The sequence below is a fragment of the Micromonospora sp. R77 genome (genome assembly GCF_022747945.1).
GTDB lineage: Bacteria > Actinomycetota > Actinomycetes > Mycobacteriales > Micromonosporaceae > Micromonospora.
Genome location: NZ_JALDST010000001.1, coordinates 5711164 through 5733249, shown reverse-complemented (window position 1 = coordinate 5733249; position 22086 = coordinate 5711164). Strand labels below are relative to the sequence as shown.

15 protein-coding genes and 2 pseudogenes are annotated in these 22086 nt (G+C 74.4%); 5 read left to right on the top strand and 12 right to left on the bottom strand.

The window, feature by feature from the left end:
- Window positions 1-71: 71 nt before the first annotated feature.
- A complete protein-coding gene (locus tag MRQ36_RS26575; protein ID WP_242799457.1) occupies window positions 72-5204 on the bottom strand; it encodes an IPT/TIG domain-containing protein in 5133 nt (1710 codons plus the stop codon).
- Between the two features lie 258 nt (window positions 5205-5462).
- Between MRQ36_RS26575 and MRQ36_RS26570 the strand changes: the two genes are divergently transcribed.
- The 3 genes from MRQ36_RS26570 (at window position 5463) to MRQ36_RS26560 (ending at window position 7518) form a co-directional block, all read left to right on the top strand.
- Entirely contained in the window at window positions 5463-6116 is a 654-nt protein-coding gene (locus MRQ36_RS26570; protein WP_242799456.1) for a response regulator transcription factor, read from the top strand.
- The gene (locus MRQ36_RS26565; protein WP_242799455.1) at window positions 6097-7185 is read left to right on the top strand and encodes a cell wall metabolism sensor histidine kinase WalK; all 1089 of its coding nucleotides are present in this window, start codon (window positions 6097-6099) and stop codon (window positions 7183-7185) included. The genes MRQ36_RS26570 and MRQ36_RS26565 overlap by 20 nt, the downstream gene beginning before the upstream one ends.
- 90 nt (window positions 7186-7275) lie before the next feature.
- Window positions 7276-7518 (top strand): hypothetical protein, encoded by a 243-nt coding sequence (locus tag MRQ36_RS26560; protein ID WP_242799454.1) that lies wholly within the window; start codon window positions 7276-7278, stop codon window positions 7516-7518.
- Window positions 7519-7566: 48 nt separating this feature from the next.
- Here the strand turns inward: MRQ36_RS26560 and MRQ36_RS26555 are convergent, their stop codons facing one another.
- From MRQ36_RS26555 to MRQ36_RS26520, 8 genes and pseudogenes are all read right to left on the bottom strand, one after another.
- The gene (locus MRQ36_RS26555) at window positions 7567-8439 is read right to left on the bottom strand and encodes a DMT family transporter (RefSeq protein WP_242799453.1); all 873 of its coding nucleotides are present in this window, start codon (window positions 8437-8439) and stop codon (window positions 7567-7569) included.
- Complete coding sequence (locus MRQ36_RS26550) at window positions 8436-10340, bottom strand: polysaccharide deacetylase family protein (RefSeq protein WP_242799452.1); 1905 nt, start codon at window positions 10338-10340, stop codon at window positions 8436-8438. The genes MRQ36_RS26555 and MRQ36_RS26550 overlap by 4 nt, the downstream gene beginning before the upstream one ends.
- Before the next feature lie 69 nt (window positions 10341-10409).
- Window positions 10410-11357 (bottom strand): lysylphosphatidylglycerol synthase transmembrane domain-containing protein, encoded by a 948-nt coding sequence (locus tag MRQ36_RS26545; RefSeq protein ID WP_242799451.1) that lies wholly within the window; start codon window positions 11355-11357, stop codon window positions 10410-10412.
- Between the two features lie 82 nt (window positions 11358-11439).
- A pseudogene (locus tag MRQ36_RS26540) lies at window positions 11440-12704 on the bottom strand (D-alanyl-D-alanine carboxypeptidase family protein).
- Between the two features lie 106 nt (window positions 12705-12810).
- On the bottom strand, window positions 12811-14472 hold the full coding sequence (locus tag MRQ36_RS26535) for a glycoside hydrolase family 43 protein (RefSeq protein ID WP_242799450.1): 1662 nt from the start codon (window positions 14470-14472) through the stop codon (window positions 12811-12813).
- Between the two features lie 39 nt (window positions 14473-14511).
- On the bottom strand, window positions 14512-15423 hold the full coding sequence (locus MRQ36_RS26530; protein ID WP_242799449.1) for a carbohydrate ABC transporter permease: 912 nt from the start codon (window positions 15421-15423) through the stop codon (window positions 14512-14514).
- Window positions 15420-16343, bottom strand: coding sequence for a carbohydrate ABC transporter permease (locus MRQ36_RS26525; protein WP_242799448.1), 924 nt, complete (start codon window positions 16341-16343; stop codon window positions 15420-15422). Before MRQ36_RS26525 ends, MRQ36_RS26530 begins: the two co-directional genes overlap by 4 nt.
- Window positions 16340-17638 (bottom strand): ABC transporter substrate-binding protein, encoded by a 1299-nt coding sequence (locus MRQ36_RS26520; protein WP_242799447.1) that lies wholly within the window; start codon window positions 17636-17638, stop codon window positions 16340-16342. Before MRQ36_RS26520 ends, MRQ36_RS26525 begins: the two co-directional genes overlap by 4 nt.
- 231 nt (window positions 17639-17869) lie before the next feature.
- On the opposite strand from MRQ36_RS26520, the gene MRQ36_RS26515 reads away from it, so the two are divergent.
- Window positions 17870-18886 carry a LacI family DNA-binding transcriptional regulator gene (locus tag MRQ36_RS26515; RefSeq protein WP_242799446.1) on the top strand — a complete coding sequence of 339 codons (1017 nt, stop codon included), beginning with the start codon at window positions 17870-17872 and terminating at the stop codon, window positions 18884-18886.
- 172 nt (window positions 18887-19058) lie between these two features.
- Window positions 19059-20255, top strand: a complete 1197-nt coding sequence (locus MRQ36_RS26510) for a hypothetical protein (RefSeq protein ID WP_242799445.1) — start codon at window positions 19059-19061, stop codon at window positions 20253-20255.
- 106 nt (window positions 20256-20361) lie between these two features.
- Here the strand turns inward: MRQ36_RS26510 and MRQ36_RS26505 are convergent, their stop codons facing one another.
- From MRQ36_RS26505 to MRQ36_RS26495, 3 genes and pseudogenes are all read right to left on the bottom strand, one after another.
- The gene (locus MRQ36_RS26505; RefSeq protein WP_242799444.1) at window positions 20362-20736 is read right to left on the bottom strand and encodes a YciI family protein; all 375 of its coding nucleotides are present in this window, start codon (window positions 20734-20736) and stop codon (window positions 20362-20364) included.
- Window positions 20737-20917: 181 nt separating this feature from the next.
- Window positions 20918-21324: pseudogene (locus MRQ36_RS26500) on the bottom strand (protein phosphatase).
- Window positions 21325-21435: 111 nt separating this feature from the next.
- Complete coding sequence (locus tag MRQ36_RS26495; protein WP_242799443.1) at window positions 21436-22086, bottom strand: hypothetical protein; 651 nt, start codon at window positions 22084-22086, stop codon at window positions 21436-21438.

The window sequence follows — 22086 nt, the reverse complement described above, 5'->3', positions numbered from 1 at the left end:
ATCTCCTCCTGGGGTGGGGTCGGGGTGGGCGGAGGTCCGGGCGGCCGGTGTGGGCCGGCCGCCCGGACGGCTCAGGACAGTTCGTCGGCGCCCGCGTCGGGGCGGGAGGTGCTGCGCGGCTGGCCGTCGATGTCGTCGGTCGGGGCGGTCAGGGTGAAGGTGCCGTAGGTGCGCGACGGCACCCCGAGGTCGTTCGCCGGGGAACCGGCGCCGGCCAGGTGGTAGTCGCCCATCGCGGTCAGCGGGGCCGGTTGGAGCACGATCACCGCCTGACGGAACGACGGGAACGTCCGCGAGGTGAGGATCGACACCGACACCGGGAAGGGGGTCCGGAACTGCGGGTCGACGCCGACCCGGTTGGTGCTGCTGAGCGTGGTGCCGGTGGTGTCCTGGAGCACCGAGTTCGTCGGGGTCAGCGGCCCCACCCCGTCGGCGGAGCCCAGGTCCCAGTGCCGGACGGCCTCGCCGGCCGGCGCGTCGGCGGCGCCGATGCCGTTGACCCGTACGCCGTCCCACTCGCCGGCCCGGTTGTCCCAGAAGACGTTGTTGAACAGCTTCGGCTTGCTGAAGGTCGGCGCGCCGGCCGGCAGGGTGGCCTGGAGCTGCTCGCTGTTGGCCGCGGTGGACAGGCCGGCGGGGGCGGCCCGGCCGGTGCTGGTGGCGGCGGTCGCGGTGGTGATGTTGCCGGTCACCGTGTTGTTGACGAACCGCACGTCGGTGGCGTCGTCGAGGGCCACGCCGCCGCCCTCGTGGGTGGAGATGTTGTCCACCACCATGTTGTCGGTGACCGAGATCGGCACGTCGCCGGCCTGGAGCAGCCGGAGGCCGCCGCCGTCGTCGTTGGCCAGGTTCGCCTCGATCACGTTGGAGTCGATCTCCACCGCGCCGGAGCCGGGCGAGAGCTTCGTCGGGTCGGCCGGCAGCTCCCCCGCGACCATCACGCCGCCGGCTTCGTCGTACGACTGGTTGAGCCAGATCCGGTTGTCGGCGATCCGGCCGTTGTAGGAGAGGCCGTAGTGGCTGACCCCGCCGCCGTACTCGGCGGAGAAGTTGCCGCAGATGGCGTTGTGGTCGACCGAGTAGGCGTTGCTGCCGGCGAAGATGCCGATGCCACCGGCGAGGTTGGTGCCGCCGTTGTCCCGGATCTGGTTGCGGGCGATGGTCACGTGGTCGTTGCCGGTGTTCAGATAGGGCGTGCCGACCCGGACCGCGCCGCCGTACGAGCCGCTGTTGCCGACGATGACGTTGTCGGTGAGCTGGGCGTAGCGGGCGGCGCCGTGCAGGTAGATCCCGCCGCCCTGGGTGACCACCGCGCCCGGCGCGCCGTACGGGGTGGTGACGCCGCCGGTCACGTCGTTGACGTTGCCGGCGAAGTCGGACTGGTTGCCGCCGGTGATCCGGAACCCGTCGACGGTGACCGCGTTCCCGGCGGTGAACTGGTTGGCGCGGGCCAGCACGGTGACCACCGCGCCGTCGGGCACCGAGGCGGGGCCGGCGTGCGGGACGGAGGCGACCAGGTTGAGCCAGGCCACGCCGGTCGGGTTGTCGATGCCGAAGCCGCGCCCGTCGAGGATCGACCCGGCGACCACCGTGCCGTCGGCGTACCGGCCGCCGGGGCCGACGCCCTGCAACCGCACCGAGGAGTGCACGACCACGTTCTCGAAGTAGGCGCCGGCCGGGTTGTCCGGGCCGGGGCTGTTCGGCCAGACCGCGACGACCGCGATGCCACCGGCCGTGGCCGCCGCCTCCAGCGCCGCCTGCACGGAGGCGTACGTGGTCTCCCCGGTGCGGACCGCCCAGCCGGGCGGCTTCACCTGGAACAGCCGGGGGTTGGCCGCACCGCCGATGCCGGTGCCGTAGGTGGTGCCGAGCAGCTGGAAGGTGAGCCCGTTGGTGGTCTGCTGACCGTTGTCGGCGGTGACGCCCACCTCGGCCGGGCCGACCGAGCCGCCGGTGAGGGTCACCTCGATCCGCCGGTCCGACCAGGAGTTGATCGTCACCGTCGGGTCGGTGCCGGCGCTGTCGAACCGGACCGCGCTGCGCGGCCCCCGGGTGCCGAACCCGGTGCCGGTGAGGGTGACCCGCCGGTCGGTGTCGGTGCTGCGCAGGAACGGCCGGGACGCCGCGAAGAGCTGCGGGGTCTGCGCGGCCGGGTCGCACTGCACCGCGCCGAGCTGCCCCGACCCGGCGCCGATGCCGATCGCGGCGACCTGGGTCGGCGCCGTGTCGGTCACCGTGTAGAGCCCCGGCCAGGCCTGGAAGTTGGTGGCGATGGTGCGGTAGCGCGGGTTCCAGTTGCCGTTGAGATGGCCGGGCTGGCCGGGGTCGTTGCCGACGAACCGGTACATGTTCGGGCACGGCCCGGCCGGCAGCGGGCAGTTGTACGTGCTGGTGGAGGGCTCGATCGCCTCGTACATGCCGTTGAAGTCGGTGTCCACGGTGTCCACCAGGCGGCCGGCCCAGTCGTAGAGGCCGACCGGGACGTTCGGGATGCCCTCGGCCTCACCGAAGTTGCTGCTGCGCTTGTCTCGGGTCAGGCCCAGGTCGTTGATCACGAGGCCCCAGAAGTGGGTGGGCAGCGGCACCGGGGTGAAGAGGTTGAAGTTGGGCGCGCTGGCCTGACCGGCGCGGACCTCGACCAGCTTGGTGTCGCAGAGCGGGCGCTGCTGGCCCTCGAAGGGGCTGCCGCCGCCGTCGAGGAAGCCCGGGTCGGTGACGTGCACGGTGTGCAGCCGGCCGGCGCAGGCCGAGTTGATGCCGTTGCCCTGCGACGGCGGCTGGCCGGGGTCGGGCTGCGGGTCGGGCGGGGCGGGCTGGTCACCGGCCTGCTCGGCGGAGGGCGGGAAGTTCTCCTGCGGCAGGAAGCCGTCGCCGTCGAAGACGTTGACGTCCTCCTCCCGGGTGGGCTGGTAGATCGCGCCGCCGCCGACGGGGTTGGTCGGGCTCTCCACGCTGACCAGGTAGTCGTCCGGCGGGAGCGGTTGGGTCGTGCCGTCCGGCAGCGGGGCGTACAGCGGCAGGTCGTGGTCGGGGCCCGGGTTGGTCGGGTCACCCGGCGGGATCAGGTTGAGCTTCGAGTCGGCGAAGGCGTAGTTGCCGTTGACGGTCTGCCCGAAGTTCGCCGGGTCGTTGTCGGTCGGCGCGGCCTGGAAGCCCATCATCGGGGCCTCCACGCAGAGCTGGTTCGCCTCGGTGCCGAAGTCGGGCAGGGCGAGCTGGTCGGTCAGCGGTCGGCCGTCGAACATCCGGGCGGTGCAGCCGCGTCCGGGCGCCCAGGTCTCCGAGGTGTACGCGTCGTTGAGTTCCGGGCCGCGCTTGAGCGAGCCGTCCGCCTCGTGGACCGGTTCGCCGTTGTCGTCGCGGACCACCGCGTACAGGTGGACCTTGATGCCGGGGATGCCCGGCTGGTACGGCTCGGTGACCGCGTACTGCGGGTCGAGTTCGTTGCGGGTGGTGTCGTAGGTGACGGTGCCGGCGATGCCGCCGTTCTCGGCCCCCTGGTAGGGCTTCACCCCCCAGTCGACGCGGCCGGTGAGGCCGATGATGGGCAGCACGTCCACGTCGACGGCCGCGCCGAGCAGCGTCGTCGGGGTCGGCTCGTTCGCCGCCTGGTAGGTGATGCCGGTGGTCTTGTAGCGGGTGTTGAACGCCTCCAGCACCAGCCACTTCGTCAGCGGGTACGCCTCGGAGATGGCGTAGTGCCCGGCGGCGTCGGTGACCACGCTGTTGGTGCCCTGGTCCATCAGGGAGTTGTCGCGTTCCTTGAGCACCACCGGGAAGCGGGGCACGCCGCTCTCACCGGTGTCCCGCCGGCCGTTGCCGTTGGTGTCGACGAAGACCGTGCCGGTGATCTCGGTGAACCAGCCGACCAGCGGCTTGGCGCCGATGTCGACGGTCTTCCCGCCGCTGACCGTGACGTTGAACGAGTCGAGCAGCATCTCCTGCGGGCCGTCCCAGAGGGTCAGCTGGTAGTCGCCGTCGGGCACGTGCGGAACGGTGAACGAGCCGTCGGCCGCGCCCCGGTCCAGATAGACCATCCGGTCGCCGTCGCCGAGGTCGGACAGGGCCACCCAGGGGCGGGCGACCGGTCCGGCGATCTTCGCGCCGGCCACCCCGTCGGCCGGCAGCGTGACCCCGCCCTGGCCGCCGACATAGGTGTACGCCTGCACCACGGTCCCGGTGACCGCGCCGGTGGCGGTGCCGGTCAGCGCCTTCGGGGAGACGAACCCGAAGTCGACGTACGGCACCGGCTCGCCGCCGAGGCTCTGCTCGGTGTCGTACCCGGTGTCGCCCTCCTGCACCCAGACGTCCCAGTCGTGGCCGCCCTCCAGGGTGGTGGTCTGCACCCAGCTCTGCCCGCCGGGGGCGACGACCTGGGCGGCATACCGGTCGGGGCCGAGGTTGGGAATGACGATGTCGCCGCTCGCGTCGCTGCGGCAGCCGGTGGACTCGGTCTCGACGACCGGCTTGCCGTCGACGAAGACGATCTGCCCCGCCGGGTGGCTCGGGTCGGGCGCGCTGTGCTTGTACTTCGTGCAGAGCGGGTTGCCGTAGTAGTCGACGGTCACCTCGCCCATCACGTCGGCCAGGTGCGCGGTGAAGCCGGCGAGCCCGCGCTCCGCGCCCACCTCGTACGTGCCGTCGACCGGGACGCTGTCCTCGAAGATCCGCAGCCGGACGGTGCCGAGCGGCAACGGGTAGGGCTGCATGCCGACGGTGACGGCGGTGGTCTGTCCGGCGGTGACGGTGAAGTGCTCGCCGTCGATCTTGTAGCCGTCGGCGGTCACCGAGATCAGGTAGCGGCCGGCGGGCAGGTCCTGCAACGGCGTACCCGAGGAGAGGGCGGCCTGGTCGCCCTGCGCGACCACCGGCACCGCGCCCGGGGTGTTCCGGATGGACGGCCAGCGACAGTGGTCGGCGAAGTCCGGCGTGCTCGCCACGCCGGCGCGGGCCGGCAGGCAGTGCGCGGGGTCGTCGTGCGGGTCGCCGGCGTCGTCGGCGGTGATCAGCCAGTGGTAGTCGGCCACCGGGTCGCCCTGCTGGACCTGCGGCGCCGGGCCGACGGTGCGGGCGCTGGCCACCTGCAGGGTGACCGCGCCCGTGGTCGGCTCGGCCGCCGCCGCCCCGGGTGGGACGACGAACCCGACGATCAGCAGGCAACTGGCGGACACGAGCCAGCGTGCCCGGACGGAACGGCGCGGCATGCCCTCACCCCCTCGCTCGGCGGAGAACGGCCGCGACGGATGCGGCCGGGCCGGTCTGTGGAGCATGGGCGGTGGTGGGCCGCCGACGACGGTTTATGACGACGCCGTCATCCGAGCGTCATCCGGCGGCCCGGGCGCTGTCGGAACGGCGACAGGAAACCGCGCCGTTCGGGCGGTGGCGGGCCCAACGTGAGCAGGGCTTCATAAAGGAACCAGAAAGTCGCCGAGGTCTGTGGGGGCACGGTGGGACGAGTACTGGTGATCGAGGACGACGACCGGATCGGGCGCCTGGTCACCCGGGCGCTGGAGGGCGGCGGGCTGCTCACCGAGCGGGCCGCGAGCGGGCCGGCCGGGTTGGACGCCGCGCTGCACCGCGACTTCGACCTGGTGGTGCTGGACCTGATGCTGCCCGGCCTGGACGGCCGGCAGGTGCTGGACCGGCTGCTGCGCCGCCGACCGGACCAGCCGGTGCTGGTGCTCTCCGCCGTGCCGGAGATCAGCACCCGGGTGGCGGTGCTGGAAGCCGGTGCCGCCGACTTCCTGGGCAAGCCGTTCGCGGTGGCCGAGCTGCTGGCCCGGGTACGCGCCCGGATGCGCGGCACACCAGCCGGTGACGCCGCCCGCTGGCTGGGCGTCGGGCCGGTCCGGCTGGACCTGCACCGCCGACGGGCCACCGTGGACGGGGTCGAGGTGGACCTGCCGCTGCGCGAGTTCCTGCTGCTGCAGCACCTGATGACCCGGGCCGGCCGACCGTGCAGCCGGGACGAACTGCTCGCCGACGTGTGGGGGCTGCACTTCGACCCCGGCAGCAACGTCGTCGACGTCTCCGTCCGCCGGCTGCGCGGCCGGCTGGACCGGCCGGACCGGATCGAGACGGTACGCGGTGTGGGCTATGCGTACGCCGTCGACTGACCGGCTGCTCGCCCGGGTGTGGATCCTCTTCGCCGCGGTCAACGTGGTGCTGATGTGGCTGCTGCCCGGTCAGGAGACCGTGCCGTTCCACCTGGTCTGGATCAGCCTGGCCCTGGTCTACGGCTTCACCACCTGGCCGCTGTCGTGGATGGTGGCCGCGCTGGCGGCGGTGACCACCACGACCGGGGCGATCCTCGCCCACCACGCCGCGGTCGGCGAGATCCGCTGGGAGGAGACCGCCGAGGAACCGCTGATGGCGGTGATCTTCATCGTGATGGCCTGGCACGTGCACCGCCGGCACGTGCTGCTGCACGAGATGCGCCGGATCGGTGCGGCGGAGCGCGACCGCGCCCACCGGCAGGAGCTGCTGGTCCGGCTCGCCTCCCACGAGCTGCGCACCCCGCTGACCATCGCCCGCGGCTACACCGAGCTGCTGCGCGGCACCCACGACGACCCCGCGACCCTGGAGGACACCGCGGTCATGCTGGACGAGCTGGACAAGGCCACCCGGATCGCGCACCGTCTGGTCACCCTGATGCAGCTCGAACAGCCCGACCTCGTACGCCCGGTCGACCTGGACGCCGAGCTGTCCCGGATCGTGCGCCGCTGGTCACCGACGGCCGCCCGGGACTGGTCGGCACACTCGACGATCGGGCTGAGCCGGGTCAACCCGGAACGCCTCGAGGCGGCGCTCGACTGCCTGATCGAGAACGCGGTCAAGTTCACCGGGCCGGGCGACCGGATCGCGCTGGTGGGCCGGCGCGACGCGACCGGCTGGACGGTGGAGGTGCACGACTCCGGCACCGGGATCCCGGCCGAGGCGGTGCCGGAGCTGCTGGCCGGGCAGGCCGGCCGTCCCACCGCGACCGGCACCGGCCTGGGGCTGGCCATCGTCCGCGCGGTGGCCGGCTCGCTGGGCGGACGACTCACCGTCGGCACCGGGCCGGACGGCGGCGCCCGGGTCGGCCTGCGGGTGCCCGAACGGCTGCCGGCCGGTCCGACACCCGCCACCGGCGGCCCGACCCGGCTCGTCGACGGCCTGCGCCGCCTCCCCGACCCCGCCCGCTGACCCATCCCCGCCGCCGGCGGGGCGGGCCCGGTGTCGGCGGGACGCGTCCGGGGTAGCCCTGGGGTGCAGGACGTCGAAGGAGGAGAGACCATGACCGATCCCAGGTACGCCCCGCTGGGCCTGGCCGCCGCCGGTGACCTCACCGAGGAGACCGGCCCCGACTCCGACCGCCCGGTGGTGGGCGCGGACGACGCCCGCGCCGACGCGGCCCGCGCCGGGGCCGACACCGACCTGACCGACGCCACCCGCGACTCCGACGGCACCCCCGTCGGCGCGGACGACGCCGAGGCGGACCGGATCCGCGCCGGCGGGGACGCCGAGCCCCGACCCTGACCGCCACGCCGGTCAGGCGCGGACACCCCACCAGGCCTGACCGGCGACTCACCGGCCCATGCCACGGGCGGCGGCTTCCCGGTCGGCGCGCGACGCGGTGCCGCCCAGCCAGACGCCCACCACGATGGCCACCGCGGCGAGCGCGACCAGCGGGATCCGGAGGCCGTAGAGGGAGAGGGCCTCGTGGAAGGCGGTCAACCCGATCAGGACGCCGGTGACCGGCTCGGACAGGGTCAGCGCGGTCAACGGGGCGGCGATCCGCCCACTCTGGAAGGCGCTCTGGTTGAGCTGGACGCCGACCAGGGCGACCAGCACCAGCGCGACGAACCTCGGGTCGAGGACCAGCGCCGCCGGGTCGCCGTGGAACCGCGTCGCAACCGACTTGAGCAGCGCCGAGGCGACGCCGTACAGGACGCCGGTGGCCACGCCGAGCAGCGCGCCCCGGGCCGCGCCCCGGGTCCGCCGGGCGGCGAGCAGGCAGGCGGCCAGTACGCCGCCGGTGCCCACCGCCACCCACCACCACGCGGTCGCGCCCGGATCCGCCACCCCCGCCCGCGGGTCGACGGTGACCACGAACGCCACCAGCCCGACGACGCCGACCACGGTCGCGGCCAGGTCCCGGCGCTGCACCGGCCGCCGGTTCCAGGCGGCCTCGATCAGGATGGCCATGAACAGCCCGCTGGCAAGCAGGGGCTGCACGACGGCCAACGGGCCGTAGCGCAGGGCCACCGCCTGGGACGCCACCCCGGCCACGTCCGGCGCCCAGCCGAGCTGCCAGAGCCGGGTGCGGACGAGCCGGAACAGCAGCCGGGGATCCAGCGCCCGGCTGTCCGGCTGCCGCTTCGCCGCCCGCTGGTGCATCGTCGTGGAGAGGGCGAAGGAGAAGGCCGCGACGAGCGCGGCCAGCACCGCGAGGATCACCGCGCCGCGCTGCCGTGCTCGGCCAGCGGGCCCACCGTCCAGCCCCGCCAGTGGCACTCGTCGAGCAGCCGGGGCAGCGCGGCCAGGCCGGCCCGCCAGGCCCCCGGGGCCGCCGTACCGGAGGAGGCGTCGTGCAGCAGCACGGTGCCCCCACCGGTCAGGCCGGAACGGACGGTGCGCAGGACCGACTCCGGGGTGGCCGAGCCGGTCCAGTCCCGCCCCCAGCAGGTCCAGAGCACCGGCCGCAGCGCCAACCGGTGGGCGGCGAGCAGCGCCGCGCCGGTCAGCACCCCGTACGGCGGGCGGAAGAACCGCGGCGCACGGCCGGTGACGGCGGCGATCAGCGCCCGGCCGCCGGCCAGGTCCCGCCACGTGCCGACCGGTCCGCGCCGCAGCAGGTTCCGGTGGTCCCAGCCGTGCAGCGCCACCTCGTGACCGGCCGCCACGATCTCCCGGCCGAGCGCGGGCGAGCGGAGCAGCCGGGAGCCGAGCAGGAAGAAGGTGGCCCGCACCCGGTACGCGGCCAGCACCTCCAGGAAGCGCGGGGTGGACTCGGGGTCGGGACCGTCGTCGAAGGTCAACGCCACCCGGTCCGGCGGGCCCAGCCCGGCGAGCCCGGGCAGCAGCCGCCCGGACCGTCCCGGCAGCGCGGTGACCGCCGGGGCGAAATGCAGCGCAACGGCCGTGCCCGCGCCGGCCAGCAGCCGCCGGCCGCACCGGTCACCGCGGCCCGCCCGGCGACTGGAGCAGCGCCACGACCACCGCCACGGCGTCGCCGAGCGAGTCGGTGCGGAAGCGCCGCGCCGCCCGTCGTACGCCCCGGCGCCGCCGGGCACGGTTGCCGCGTCGGCGACCAGACCGGCCAGGTCGACCCGGGAACCCGGGCCAGGGGCGGGCAGGTGATCCCCGTCGGCGAGCGCGGCCAGCGCCGGGCGGAGGTGCGCGGCGGTCGGCACCCACCGGGTGAGGCCCGCCCGCTCCAGGATCGAGGCGTTCGCCCGGCCGTGCCCGGGGATCGGCCGGTACGTCAGCACCGGCACCCCGCACGCCAGCGCCTCCTGGCAGGTCAGCCCGCCCGCGTTCTCCACCACCACGTCCACCGCCCGCATCAGCGACGGCATGTCATCGACCCAGCCGAAGACGTGCTCCCGGTCCTGCCGCAGCCGCTGGTACAGCGCCTCGTTGCGACCGCAGACCACCACCGGTCGGACGATCCCGGCGGCGGCGATCTCCGCCACCGTGGTCTCCACCTCCCCGGCGCCCCACGCCCCGGCCACGATCAGTGCCAGGCGCTCCCCGTCGGGCAGCCCGAACCGCCGCCTGGCCTGTCGCTGGTCGACCGGCGAGGCGCCGGCGAACGCGGCGGAGACCAGCGGCTGCACGACCGCCACGTCGATTCCGTCGGCGGCGTCGGAGGGCTGCACCTCGGCGTGCCGGACGGTGCAGTAGACGTCCACGCCAGGGCTGAGCCAGGTGGGATGGACCACGAAGTCCGTGACGTACGAGATGACCGGAACGACCAGCTGCCCCTGCCGACGCAGCGGCCCGAGGAGCTGGTTGGCGAACGGATAGGTCGTCACCACCGCCCGGGTGTCCGGCGGGATCGCCCGTCCCAGCCGGTGCCGAACGGGACGCAGCAGGGCACGGACCACCGAAACGGTCAGCCGGGACCGGCTGGTCAGGGTGAACAGCGCCTCGTAGCCCCAGGGCAGCCAGCGCAGAATGCCCCGGTACGCCTCCCGGAAGGCCCAGCGGGCGGGTCGGGGCAGCACGTCGAGGAGGTTGCGCCGGTCCACCGTGAAGCCCCGGTCGCGCAGCCGGCGCGCCAGTTCGGCCGCGGCGGTGTCGTGGCCGGCGCCCACGTCCGCCGAGACCACCACGATGCGACCCCGGCCCTTCATGCGGGCGCGCTTACCCGCCGGTGGCCGGTCCAGTCCCGCGTAGCGCCTGCAGGTGCCCCGTCCGCTCCCTCAGACCACCTGCCGGCGGACCAGCACGCGCAGCGCCAGGTAGCCGGGCAGGACAGGGAGCCAGAAGGTGGCGAGCCGGTAGACCAGGACCCCGGCCACGGCGGTGTCCACCGGGACGCCGTAGAGCAGCAGCCCGGAGACCAGGGCCGCCTCGGTGGCGCCGAGGCCGCCGGGCGTCGGGGCGGCGGACGCCACGCCCTCCCCCACCACGGAGACCAGCACCACCGGCGCGAGCAGGGCCGCTTCGGCCCGGAGCCCCACCGCGAGGAGGCTCAGCCAGAGCGCGCCCGCGTACGTGAGGGTGAGCGCGGCGCTGGCGCCCAGCAGCCGCAGGACCCGGCCACTGCGGGCCAACGACCGCAGCGCAGTGACCGCCTGCCGGCGGGCGGACCGGACGCGGGCCCGCAGCCGGGGCACCGCGAGCAGCACCGCCACCAGCAGCAACGCGATCGCTGTGGCGAGCAGCAGGGTGGGGCCCCGGCGGAGGGTGGCGGCCAGCAGGTGGTGCCCGGAGCCGCGGGCGAACGGCAGCAGGACGGGCAGCAGCAAGGCCACCGTCAGCACCCCGGTGATCCGGTCGACGGCGACGGTGGTGGCGGCGACCGGCATCGGCAGGCCCTGCCGGCGCAGGTAGCGGAGGTTGAGTGCCACCCCGCCGACGGCGCCGGGCGCGAGCCGGTTGACGAAGGCCGATGCCAGTTGCACCGCCACCGTGGTGCCGAAGGGGATCCGGTCGGCCGCCGCGAGCCGCAGCCCCCAGGCGCTCAGCGGGATGGTGGCCACCGACGCCAGCACGGCGGCGGTCACCGTCACCGGATGGGCGTCCCGCAGCGCGTGCAGCGCGGCGGCCACCTGGGCGCGCCGGGTCAGCACGAAGACGCCCAGCAGCACGAGCATCACCAGCAGGAACGCGGTCCGGGGGCTGATCGGCGCGCGGCGGGCCGGCATGCCCCGACCCTATGGCCGCGCCCGCCCGGACCGGGCGGCAACGCGACGGATCCGACCGGCGCGGGGCGGGTCGGGCCGGCGGTCAGCCGCGGCGGCGGGGTCGGCGACGGCGGGCGGCCAGCAGCGCCGCCCCCGCCCACCAGTACGGCGGCGGCACCGGCCACCGGGAGGATGACCCGCCAGTCACCGTCGGCGATCCGCCGGCCGGCGGTGGCGGCCGGACCGCGCCACGGTGGCGGCGGGGTCGACGCGACCAGGGCGGGGCTCGGCACCGCCTCGGCCGCCCGGTCGAGTTCTCCCGGCGTGACCAGCCGGCCGACCGAGGCGTCCCGGGGCAGGGCGAAACCCCAGTCGAGCAGTTGGGCGCCCTGCTGCCAGCCGCGCACCGGCCGGGCCTCGGCGCCGAGCAGGGTGACCACGAGCCGCCGGCCGTCGCGCCGGGCGGCGCCGACGTAGCTGTGCCGGGCCAGCTCGGTGAAGCCGGTCTTGCCGCCCAGCGCACCGGGGTACCGGTAGATCAGCTGGTTCTCGTTCTGGATCTGGAAGCCGCCCTTCTTCAGGGCGGGCTGCGCCGGGATCTGGGTGCGTTCGGTCAGGGCGTAGCGCTGGAACAGCGGGTCGGCGAAGCAGACCCGGGCGATCAGGGCCAGGTCGTAGGCGCTGGTGAACTGTCCCTTGCCGTCCAGGCCGGAGGGGGTGACGGCACGGGTCTGCCGGGCACCGAGGCGCTGGGCCTCCTCGTTCATCGCGCGGACCCCGCCGGCCACACCCGCGGTGCCGCCGCCGAGCCGGGCCAGCACGTTGGCGGCCTCGTTGCCGGAGTTCAGCAGCAACCCGAGCCAGATCGTCTCCACCGGGTACCGGCCGCCGGGCAGCAGGCCGACGGCGGAGCTGCCCGGGGTGATGGCCAGGTCGGCCGGGGTCACCGTGACCACCTGCTTCGGGTCGAGCTTCGGCAGCATCGTCGCGGCGAGCAGCAGCTTCTGCACGCTGGCCGGGGTGCCGTACTCGTGCGGGCCGCAGGCGCCGAGCACCGCGCCGGTGTCGAGGTCCGCGACCAGCCAACTGGTGGCGGTGACGGCCGGCGGCGCGGGTGCGCCGGCCGGCGTCACCAGCCCGGGCGTGTCGAGCGCGGGACCACCGACGGCGCGGTCCGCCGGTACGGCGGGCGGCGGCACCAGGGGGCGGCCGGGTCACCGCCGGCGCGGGCGCCTTCGGGCACGGCACCGGCGCGGCGGCCGGCGCCGCCGAGGCCGCCGGCGCGGCCGGGGCGGCCGGTACGGGGGTGGGCGTGCCGACGGTGACGAGTACGGCGGCGACCGCGGCGTTCCGGAGCCGAGCTCTCATGACCAGGGAGAGTATCCCGCAAGATCGCCCGATCGCGGCCGGCCCGGGTCACGACGCGCTGGTCCCCCGACGGACCGGACGCGCGAGGGTGGTGGGGAGTCGGAGGTCAGGGGGTGGCGGGGGGCAGCCGGGTCGCGTCGACGCCGGTGCGCCAGGTGACCGAGTCGAAGTCGGCGTAGCCGCCGTCCGCGCCGATGTCCTGCACCCAGAGCCCGGCGAAGGCACCGGTGAAGCCCCAGCCGGTGGGTTCGCCGTCGACCGGCCGCGCGGCGTGCTCGTCGGAGAGGATCGTCGCGTCGAGCACCAGCGGCAGGTGCCGCCACCCGTCGCCGAGGTCGTACCCGAAGCGCAGCACGGGGCCGTCGAAGACGACCCGCAGCCCGATCCGGCGCCGGTCGCCGAGCCGCACGGTCACCTGGGGGTACGCGGTCCGCCGACCGGAGTCGCAGCTGAGCACCGCCAGCACCCGCTCCCCGGTGTCGTCGTCCCGGCTGACGTACGCGTAGTGCCAGTTGCGGCTGTTGTAGTAGCCGGTGACCCCGGCCAGCTGCCGGAACGTGGTCGGCGCGAACTCCAGCACGGTGTCCAGGGCGCAGTGCGGGTCGGTGACCCGGCGGGCCACCAGGCTGGGGCGGTGCCGGCCGACCGGCGACTGGCCGCCGACGATCCGCAGGTACGAGGGGCGGGCGGTGAGGTCGACCCAGTCCGGGGTGGCCGGGCGGCGCAGCGTCGACCAGTTGGGGCCGAGCCGGGGCGCGTCGAAGTCGTCGACGGCCGGTTCCGGCGGGACCGGGGCGGCGGGCAGGTCGGGGGCGGGCACGGTCTCGGCGGGCACCCCGCCGGCCACCCGGGGCCAGCCGTCATCGGTCCAGTCGACCACCTGCAACGCGGTCTCCCGCCCGAGCACACAGTCGCCGAGCGGCGCGTACGGGCGGCCGGTGAGGTGGGCCAGGTACCACTGGCCGGCGGGGGTGCTGACCAGGCTGCCGTGTCCGGCCTTCTGCAGCCGCAGGTCGGGCCGGCCGTGCGAGGTGATCAGCGGCCCGTCCGGGTCCGGTCGGTACGGCCCGAACAGCGCCCGCGAGCGGGCCACCGTCACCTGGTGCTCCCAGCTGGTGCCGCCCTCGGCGGTGAGCAGGTAGTACCAGCCGTCCCGCCGGTAGAGGTGCGGCGCCTCGGTGACCCCGGCGGCCGTCCCCTCGAAGATCAACCGCGGCTCCCCCACGGTCCGGCCGGCGGCCACGTCGTAGCGCTGGATCTCGATCCCGCCGAACGGGTTGCGGCCGGGCCGCCAGTCGGCGCGCATGGCGAGCAGCCAGGTGCTGCCGTCCTCGTCGTGGAACAGGGACGGGTCGAAGCCGTGGGCGTGCACCGCGACCGGGTCGGACCACGGTCCGGTGATGTCGGGCGCGGTGACCACGTAGTTCTGCGGGTCCCAGTAGCCGCCGGCGAAGCTGGCCACGTCGGTGTAGACGAGGTGGAACAGCCCGTTGGCGTACGACAGGCAGGGTGCCCAGACGCCGCAGGAGTCGGCCGTGCCGGTCAGGTCCAGCAGCCGGCGTTCGGTGAGGATGCCACCGAGCGGTCGCCAGTGGACCAGGTCCCGGGAGTGGTGCACCCGCACCCCCGGGTACCACTCGAACGTCGAGGTGGCGAGGTAGTAGTCCGTCCCCACCCGCAGGATCGACGGGTCCGGGTGGAAGCCGGGCAGCACCGGGTTGCGGATCACCCGCGTGGTGGTGGGTTGGTCGGTAACCCCGCTGGTCATGCGGACGTCTCCTGTCGCGGGTCGGGGCGGGTCACGTGCTCACTTGCCGAAGCCGGCGGTGAGGCCACCGAGCAGGTGGCGCCGGCCGAAGAGATAGAGGGTCAGCACCGGCAGCGCGGAGAACACCACCAGCGCCATCAGGCCGGGCACGTCGGTGCCGAACTGGTTCTGGAAGTTCCACAGGCCCAGCGGCAGCACCCGCTGCTCGGGGCTCTGGGTGAGCACGAGGGGGAAGAGGAAGCCGTTCCAGGCGCCGAGTCCACTGAAGATGCCGATGCTGATCAGCCCTGGTCGGGCCAGCGGCACCACCAGCCGGCCGAAGACCCGCACCGGGCCGGCGCCGTCCACGGTCATCGCCTCGTACAGTTCGACGGGGATGTCGCGCAGCGTGCTGGTGAGCACGACGACCGACATGGGCAGGGCGAACGCCACCGTGGGCAGGATGATCGCGAGCAGCGAGTCGTAGAGCCGCAGCCGGGTGATGATCAGGTAGATCGGGATGACGACCGCCTGCGCCGGGATGGCCAGGCCCAGCAGGAACAGGGAGAACCCGACCCGCACGGCCCGACTGACGCCACGCACGATGGCGTACGCCGCCGGCAGCGCGAGGGCGAGCACCAGCACGACCGTCGACACCGTCACCACCAGGCTGTTGACCAGCAGGCGCGGGAAGCCCAGGCCGAGGACCCGGGCGTAGTTGTCGAGGCTCAGCGTCCGGGGCAGGGCGAGCGCGCCCTCGGTCAGGTAGCCCTCCGGCGTCCGCAGGCTGGTCACCAGGATGTAGTAGAGCGGCAGCACCACCACGAGCAGCCAGAGCGTCGCCGCCACCCCGGCGGGCAGGTTGACGCCGCGGTGGCGACGCCGCCGGGGCGGGGTCGGGGTGCGACCGGGCGGCGCAGCCGTCGCCGGCTGCCGGGGGCGGGTCGTGCCGAGGGTCGATGGCCGGCTCACAGTCCCTCCCGGTCGCTGGTCATCCGGTGGTAGCCGGTGGTGCGGACGATCAGCACGGACAGCACGGTGCCGACGGCGACCAGCAGCACCGCCAGGGTGCTGGCGTAGCCCATGTCGAAGCCGACGAAGCCCTTGATGTACATGTGCAGCGGCAGCACCCGGGTGGCGGTGCCCGGCCCACCGCCGGTGAGCAGCAGGATCGACTCGAAGTAGGTGAGCGAGCCGACGATCATGAGCACCGACGAGGCGACGATCGTGTGTCGCAGCAGCGGCAGGGTGACGGCGCGGAACTGGCGTACCCGGCCGGCGCCGTCGATCGCCGCGGCCTCGTAGAGGCTGGCCGGGATCTGCCGGACGGCGGCCTGGTACATCAGCGTGTGGAACGGGACGAACTGCCAGGCGATGACGAACGCCACCACGTACAGGGCCCGGTCGGGGTCGCCGAGCAGGTTGCCGTCGGGGGCGCCCAGCCACGGACCGACGGTCGCCGCGGCACCGAAGTTCGGGTCCAGCAGGGACAACCAGGCCAGCGCGATCGCCGCGGTGGAGAGCAGCAGGGGCAGGAAGAAGGCGGCGGAGAGGATCGCCCGGTTGCGCTGCGGCGCGGCCGCCCAGACCCCGAGCAGCAGCGCGAGCGGTGTCTGCACCGCCCAGCAGAGCACGGTGAGCAGGACGGTCGCCCCGATGCCGTGGCCCAGGTCCGCGTCGTCGAGCAGCGCCCGCCAGTTGGCCAGTCCGGTCCAGGCCGGGTCGCCCAGCCCGTTCCACCGGGTGAGGCTCAGGCCGGCGACGACCGCGATCGGGGCCAGGCCGAAGAGGACGAAGAACAGTCCGGCCGGCAGCGCCCAGAGCACGCCGGGTCGACCGTGCCGACGCCGGTCGGCACCGACCCGGCCGGTGGCCGGCACGGTCGTGGTCACCGCGCCGTGCCCATCGCGGCGACGAACTGCGCCGGCGAGAGCTTGGCGAGGAAGAGCTTCTGCAGGTTGGTCAGCAGTTCGGCGCCGACGGACGGGCTCAGCGCCTGGTCCCAGGACTGGGTGAACGACGGCGCCTTCGACACGAGCTGGTAGGTGAAGGTGGTGAAGTCCGCGCCCGGGGTGCCGGCGAGCTTGGCCTCCACCCCCTTGACGGCGGGCACCTGACCGACGTCGATCAGCGCCTTGACGTACGACTCGGAGGTCAGCGTCCGGGTGAGGAAGTCGACCGCCACGTCGGCGTGCTTCGACCCGGCGGAGACCGAGTAGTAGTTGCTCGGGTTGCCGACCACCGCGGCCGGGTCACCGGCGCCCCCGGGGACCGAGGGGAAGGGCAGCCAGCCCAGCTGGCCGCCCTTGATGAAGGTCGGGTTGTTGGTCAGCTGGGTGGCGTACTCCCAGCTGCCCATGAGGAACATGGCCGCCTTGCCGGTGGCGAAGAGCCGGGAGGCGCCGGTGTTGTCGTAGTTGACCGAGGCGAAGTTGGTGCCGAAGGCACCCCGCTCGGCCAGGTCCTGGCACATGGTGACGGCCTTGAGCATCGCCGGGTCCGACCAGGCGCCCGGCTTGCCGGCGGCGACGGCGGCGAACTTGTCGGGCCCGCCGACCCGGTCCAGCAGGTATTCCAGGTACATCAGCTCGGTCCAGCCCTGCGAGCCGGGCAGGGCGATCGGGGTGACGCCCCGGGCCTTGAACGCGTCGACCACGGAGAGCAGCTCGTCCCAGGTCCTCGGCGGTTGCAGGCCGGCCTTGGCGAAGACGGCCTTGTGATAGAAGAAGATGACCGGTTGGATGCCGTTCATCGGCAGCGCGTACTGCCGGCCGGCGACCTGCCCGACGGAGAGCACGCTGGGCAGGAAGTCACCGGCCAGGCCGGCGGTCCGGTCCGTCAGGTCGACCACCTGCTTGGCGTCGACGAACTGGGCGAGGTTGCCGCCGCCCCAGTTGAAGAAGATGTCGGGCGCCTGCGGCGAGCCCATCGACACCTGGAGCTTCTGCTTGTAGGCGTCGTTGACGAAGCCCGAGAACCGGACCTTCGCCTTGGCGCCGGCGTTGAAGGTGTCGATCGCGGGCTGGACGACCCGCACGTACTGCGCGTCCTGCAACGCCCACAACTGGAGCTGGTCGCCGCCGCCACCACCGCTGGGGCCGGAGCTGCCGCAGGCGGAGGTCGAGCCGAGCACGCCGGCGGTGAGCAGGGCTCCGACGGCTCCGCCCAGGAGATCGCGTCGACGCATCGCCGATCACATCCTTTCCAAGCTCCGGCCGACCGGGACCGGCAGCGAGTCCGATAAGTTTCGGGAAAGTTTCGGTACCGGGCAGCGTAGGTTCGCGCCGAAACGGGGGTCAAGGGGTGACCGTCGATGTCTTCGGCAACGCGGTTAACGGATGGGTCACGACCGGGTCCAATCTCCGAAACTTTCGGACTATGCTGCCGGTCGTACGCGTCGAGTGGCGAGGAGGCCGGCATGCGGCACCAGCGGGCGACCCTGCAGGAGATCGCCGCCGCGGCGGGGGTCTCCATCCCCACCGTGTCCAAGGTGCTCAACGGGCGGCCCGACGTGGCCCCGACCACCCGGCAGCGGGTGCAGGACCTGCTGGACCAGCGCGGCTACACCGCCCGCCGGGCGGCCGGGCCGGCCGGCGGGGCGGGCCTGATCGACCTGGTGCTCAAGGACCTGGGCAGCCCGTGGGCCATGCAGATCATCGACGGCGTCGAGGAGCTCGCCTACCGGGCCGGGATGGGGGTGGTGGTGTCGGCGGTGCACGGCCGGCACCGCACCCGACCCGACCGGCGCTGGCTCGACCAGCTCTCCGCGCGCCGCTGCGACGGCGTGCTCCTGGTCCTCTCCGACCTCTCCCCCAGCCAGCACGACCAGCTCGACAAGCTCGGGATACCGGTCGTCGTGATCGACCCGGCCGGCCAGCCCGCCGCCAGCATCCCGTCAGTGGGCGCCACCAACTGGTCCGGTGGGCTGGCCGCCACCGAACACCTGCTCGGGCTCGGGCACACCCGGATCGCGGTGATCGGCGGGCCACCCGGCGTGCCGTGCAGCCGGGCCCGGGTGGACGGCTACCGGGCCGCCATGGACGCCGCCGGGCACCGGGTGCCCACCGGCTACGTCCGCACCGGCGACTTCACCCCACCCACCGGCTACCGGGAGACCAACGCCCTGCTCGACCTGCCCCGCCCGCCCACCGCGATCTTCGCCTGCTCCGACGAGATGGCGCTGGGCGCCTACGAGGCGCTCTACGAGCGGGGCCGGCGCGTGCCCGACGACGTGAGCGTGGTCGGCTTCGACGACCTGGACGCCGCCCGCTGGTCGGCCCCGCCGCTGACCACCGTCCGCCAGCCGCTCACCGAGATGGCCGGCATGGCCACCCGGATGCTGCTGGGCCTCATCGACGGCGAGGAGTTGGACAGCCACCGGATCGAACTGGCCACCCCGCTGATCGTGCGGCGCAGCACCCGCCCCCCGGCCTGACCCGCCCACCGCCCCGGCCGCCCCGGCCCGTTGAACGATCTTCCCTCGGTCCTCGTATCCCTGGGCGACAGGACGGCTGGTCCCGCTCCGCCATGCCGGGTCGGACGGGACGAGCCGCACGTGCCGCCGGCGACCTTCGCCGGGTGCCGGCGGTCGACCAGAGGAGAGGTGCATGGTCAGGCGTACCCGCAGGAACGCGGTCCTCAAGCTCGGCGGGGTGGGTGCCCTCGCGGCGCTCGCCCTGGGTGCGGGACTGCAACTGGCCTCCGCCGACGAGAACCCGGCTACGACCGCCGTCGCGGTGAGCTGCCCGGGCGTCGCGGAGCGGATCGGCGCGGTGCCGGCAGCCGCGCAGGCCGGCGTCGACCAGGAACTGCGCAACCTGGACAACCAGATCGCCAACGTCAACGCCCGACTGGCCCGCGAGCCGAAGGCGGCGCAGGGCCAGCTCGCCGACATCGCCGGCAAGCGCCGGGCGGTGCTGGACCGGATTCGGCTGGACATCACCCGGGTCGGCGGCGTCGCGCCCGCCGGGCTGGACCAGCTCGCCACCTGCACCCTCGGCGCCGCGACCGGCGCGGGCAACGCGGCGCAGGGCAACACGGGCCAGGGGAACGCCGGGCAGGGCGACGCCGGGAACGCGGCGGCGGGCGCGCAGACGGTGAACTGCCCGACCGTACGCGACAAGCTGTCCGCCGTGCCGGCCGCGGCCGCCGCCGGGGTGGAGAAGGAACTCGGCAACCTGGACCGCGAGATCGCCGAGGCGAACGCCCGCCTGGCCCGCCTCGCGGTACACCCCGAGGGCGGCCCGAACTTCGTCCAGAACGCCATCCTCGGCCCGCTGCGGAACAAGCGGGTGGCGGTGCTCGACCGGATCGCCCTCGACATCGCTCGGGTCGGCGGCCAGCGGCCCGCCCTGGGTGACCTCGCGGCCTGCACCCTGAACGCCCCCGGCAACGCGGACGCAGGCAACGGCAACGGCAACGGCAACGGCAACGGGGGGAACGGTAACGCCGGAGGCAACGGCAACGCGGGCAACGGCAACGCGGGCAACGGGAACGCCGGGGTGGCCCGCACGGTGAACTGCCCGAGCGTCGCCGACCGGCTGCCCGCCGTCCCCGCCCGGGCCGCCGCCGGGGTACGGACCGAACTGGCCAACCTCGACCGCGAGATCGCCGAGGCGAACGCCCGCCTGGCCCGCCTCGCGGTACGCCCCGAGGGCGGCCCGAACTTCGTCCAGAACGCCATCCTCGGCCCGCTGAAGGACAGGCGGGTGGCGGTGCTCAACCGGATCGCCACCGACATCGGCCGGGTCACCGGGGACCGTCCCGCCGACCTGGTCGCCCTGGCCCCCTGCACGCTGAACTGACGCCCCGGGCGGGTACGCGTGCGGTCCGGCGGGAGATCCGTCCCGCCGGACCGCACGCCCCCTGCCCCGACCCGGCGGGTTGCCCCGACGAACCGTCGTCAGGAGTTCACCCGCGCCGGTCGGCCCGGCGGACCATCTCGTCCAGCCCGGGGTCGGGCAGGAGTTCCCGTACCTCCTGCGCACAGCGGCACCCGTCGGCGATCCTGGCAGCCCAAGCCAGCGCCTCCTCGCGGGAGTCCACGTCGACGACCACGAGCCCGCCGATGACCTCCTTGGTCTCCGGGTAGGGGCCGTCGGTGACCGTCCCGTCGGTGGCCACGACGCTCGCCTGCTGGCGTCCCAGCCCGGCGCCGAACACCCACACGCCGGCGTTGATCGCCTCCTGAGCCACCGCGTGCGTGGCCTTGTGCACGTCGGGCAGTTCCTCCTGGGGGATGTGGTCCATCGCGCCGTCGTCGAACGAGATCAGGTATCGCGTCATCCGATGACTCCCTTGTCCGGCGGCCGGTCCGGCCGCACTCTCTCCTGTTCCACGAACGACGCGCGCCGGATCCGACGCGCGGTGCCGGAAATCTTCCCGATGCCCGGCGCCCGGTGCGCGGAAGTGGGCCGGAGGACCCGGTCAGTCGGGGCCGGCCCCTCCTCGACGAGATGTGCCGGGTTCAGCGGACCCCGCGCAGCCAGCGCCGCTGCCACGGGGTCTCCACCGCGCGCCGGTGGTGGTGCGCGCGGACCCAGGCCAGGGCCCGTTCGGCGGCAGTCCGTCGAGGGCGGCGAGGGCGGCGAGGGCCGTGCCGGTCCGGCCGATGCCGCCCCGGCAGGCCATCTCGACCCGCTCCCCCGCGTACGCCCGGTGCCACGCCTCCCGCAGCGCGTCCCGGGCGTCGTCGCCGTCCAGCGGCACGAGGAAGTCCGGCCAGCGGATCCGCCGGTGGGGCCAGGGCGGGATCGGGCCGGGAGCCAGCAGCAGGGCGAAGTCGGCGGGGGACACGGTGTCGGCGATCCGGCGACCCCGGACCACGGCCCCACCGGGCAACTCGACCAGTCCGGTCCGGTCCGTCCACGCCACTTTCGCCTCCACCCGGCGATCGTGCCGGTCACCCGCATGCGGGGGTGCCCGTCGGACCACCGTCCGACGGGCACCCCCGGTGCTCCGGGCCAGGCCCGGTGCTTGCTCGGATCAGCGCGAGCCGAGGCCGAACCGGCCCCGACGACGCCAGGCCAGGGAGAGCAGCAGCAGGACGGCACCGGCACCGACCAGACCGCCGCCGAGCTTCATCGGCGTGCTGAGGCTGGACCCGGTGACCGGCAGCCCACCGTGGTGGTGCGGCGGCCTCGGCTGCCGCGGTGGCAGTACGGTGCCGGTGGTGACGGCGGTCTGCCCGGTCACCGCGTCGCGGGCGGTGAAGGTGTACCGCCCGATCCGGTCCGGCCGGTAGGTCGTGGTGAAGTTGCCGTTCTGGTCGACCTGGACGGTGAAGTGCAGCGGCGCCGACAGCAGCACGTACGCGACCGGGGCGAGGGCGACGGTGCTGCCGTCGCTCTGCCGGGCCGTGCCCGCGGCGGGCGCGGCGGCCGGCAGGTCGCTGACGGTCACGTCGATCGTCGCCGTGGTGTTGGGGGTGAACCCGCTGCCCCGCAGGGTGAAGGTCTGCCCCAGGAAGATGGTCGGGTCGTCCAGCGTCAGCACCGGCGGCTGCGGTGGGTACGGTGCCGGCTGGGTCGGGCTCGTCGACGGTTGAGGCTGCGGCTGGGCCGCGCCCGCCGCGGTCGGCACGGCCGCCACGGCCAGTCCGACCGTGAGCGCCATGATGATGCGGGATAGCCGCAT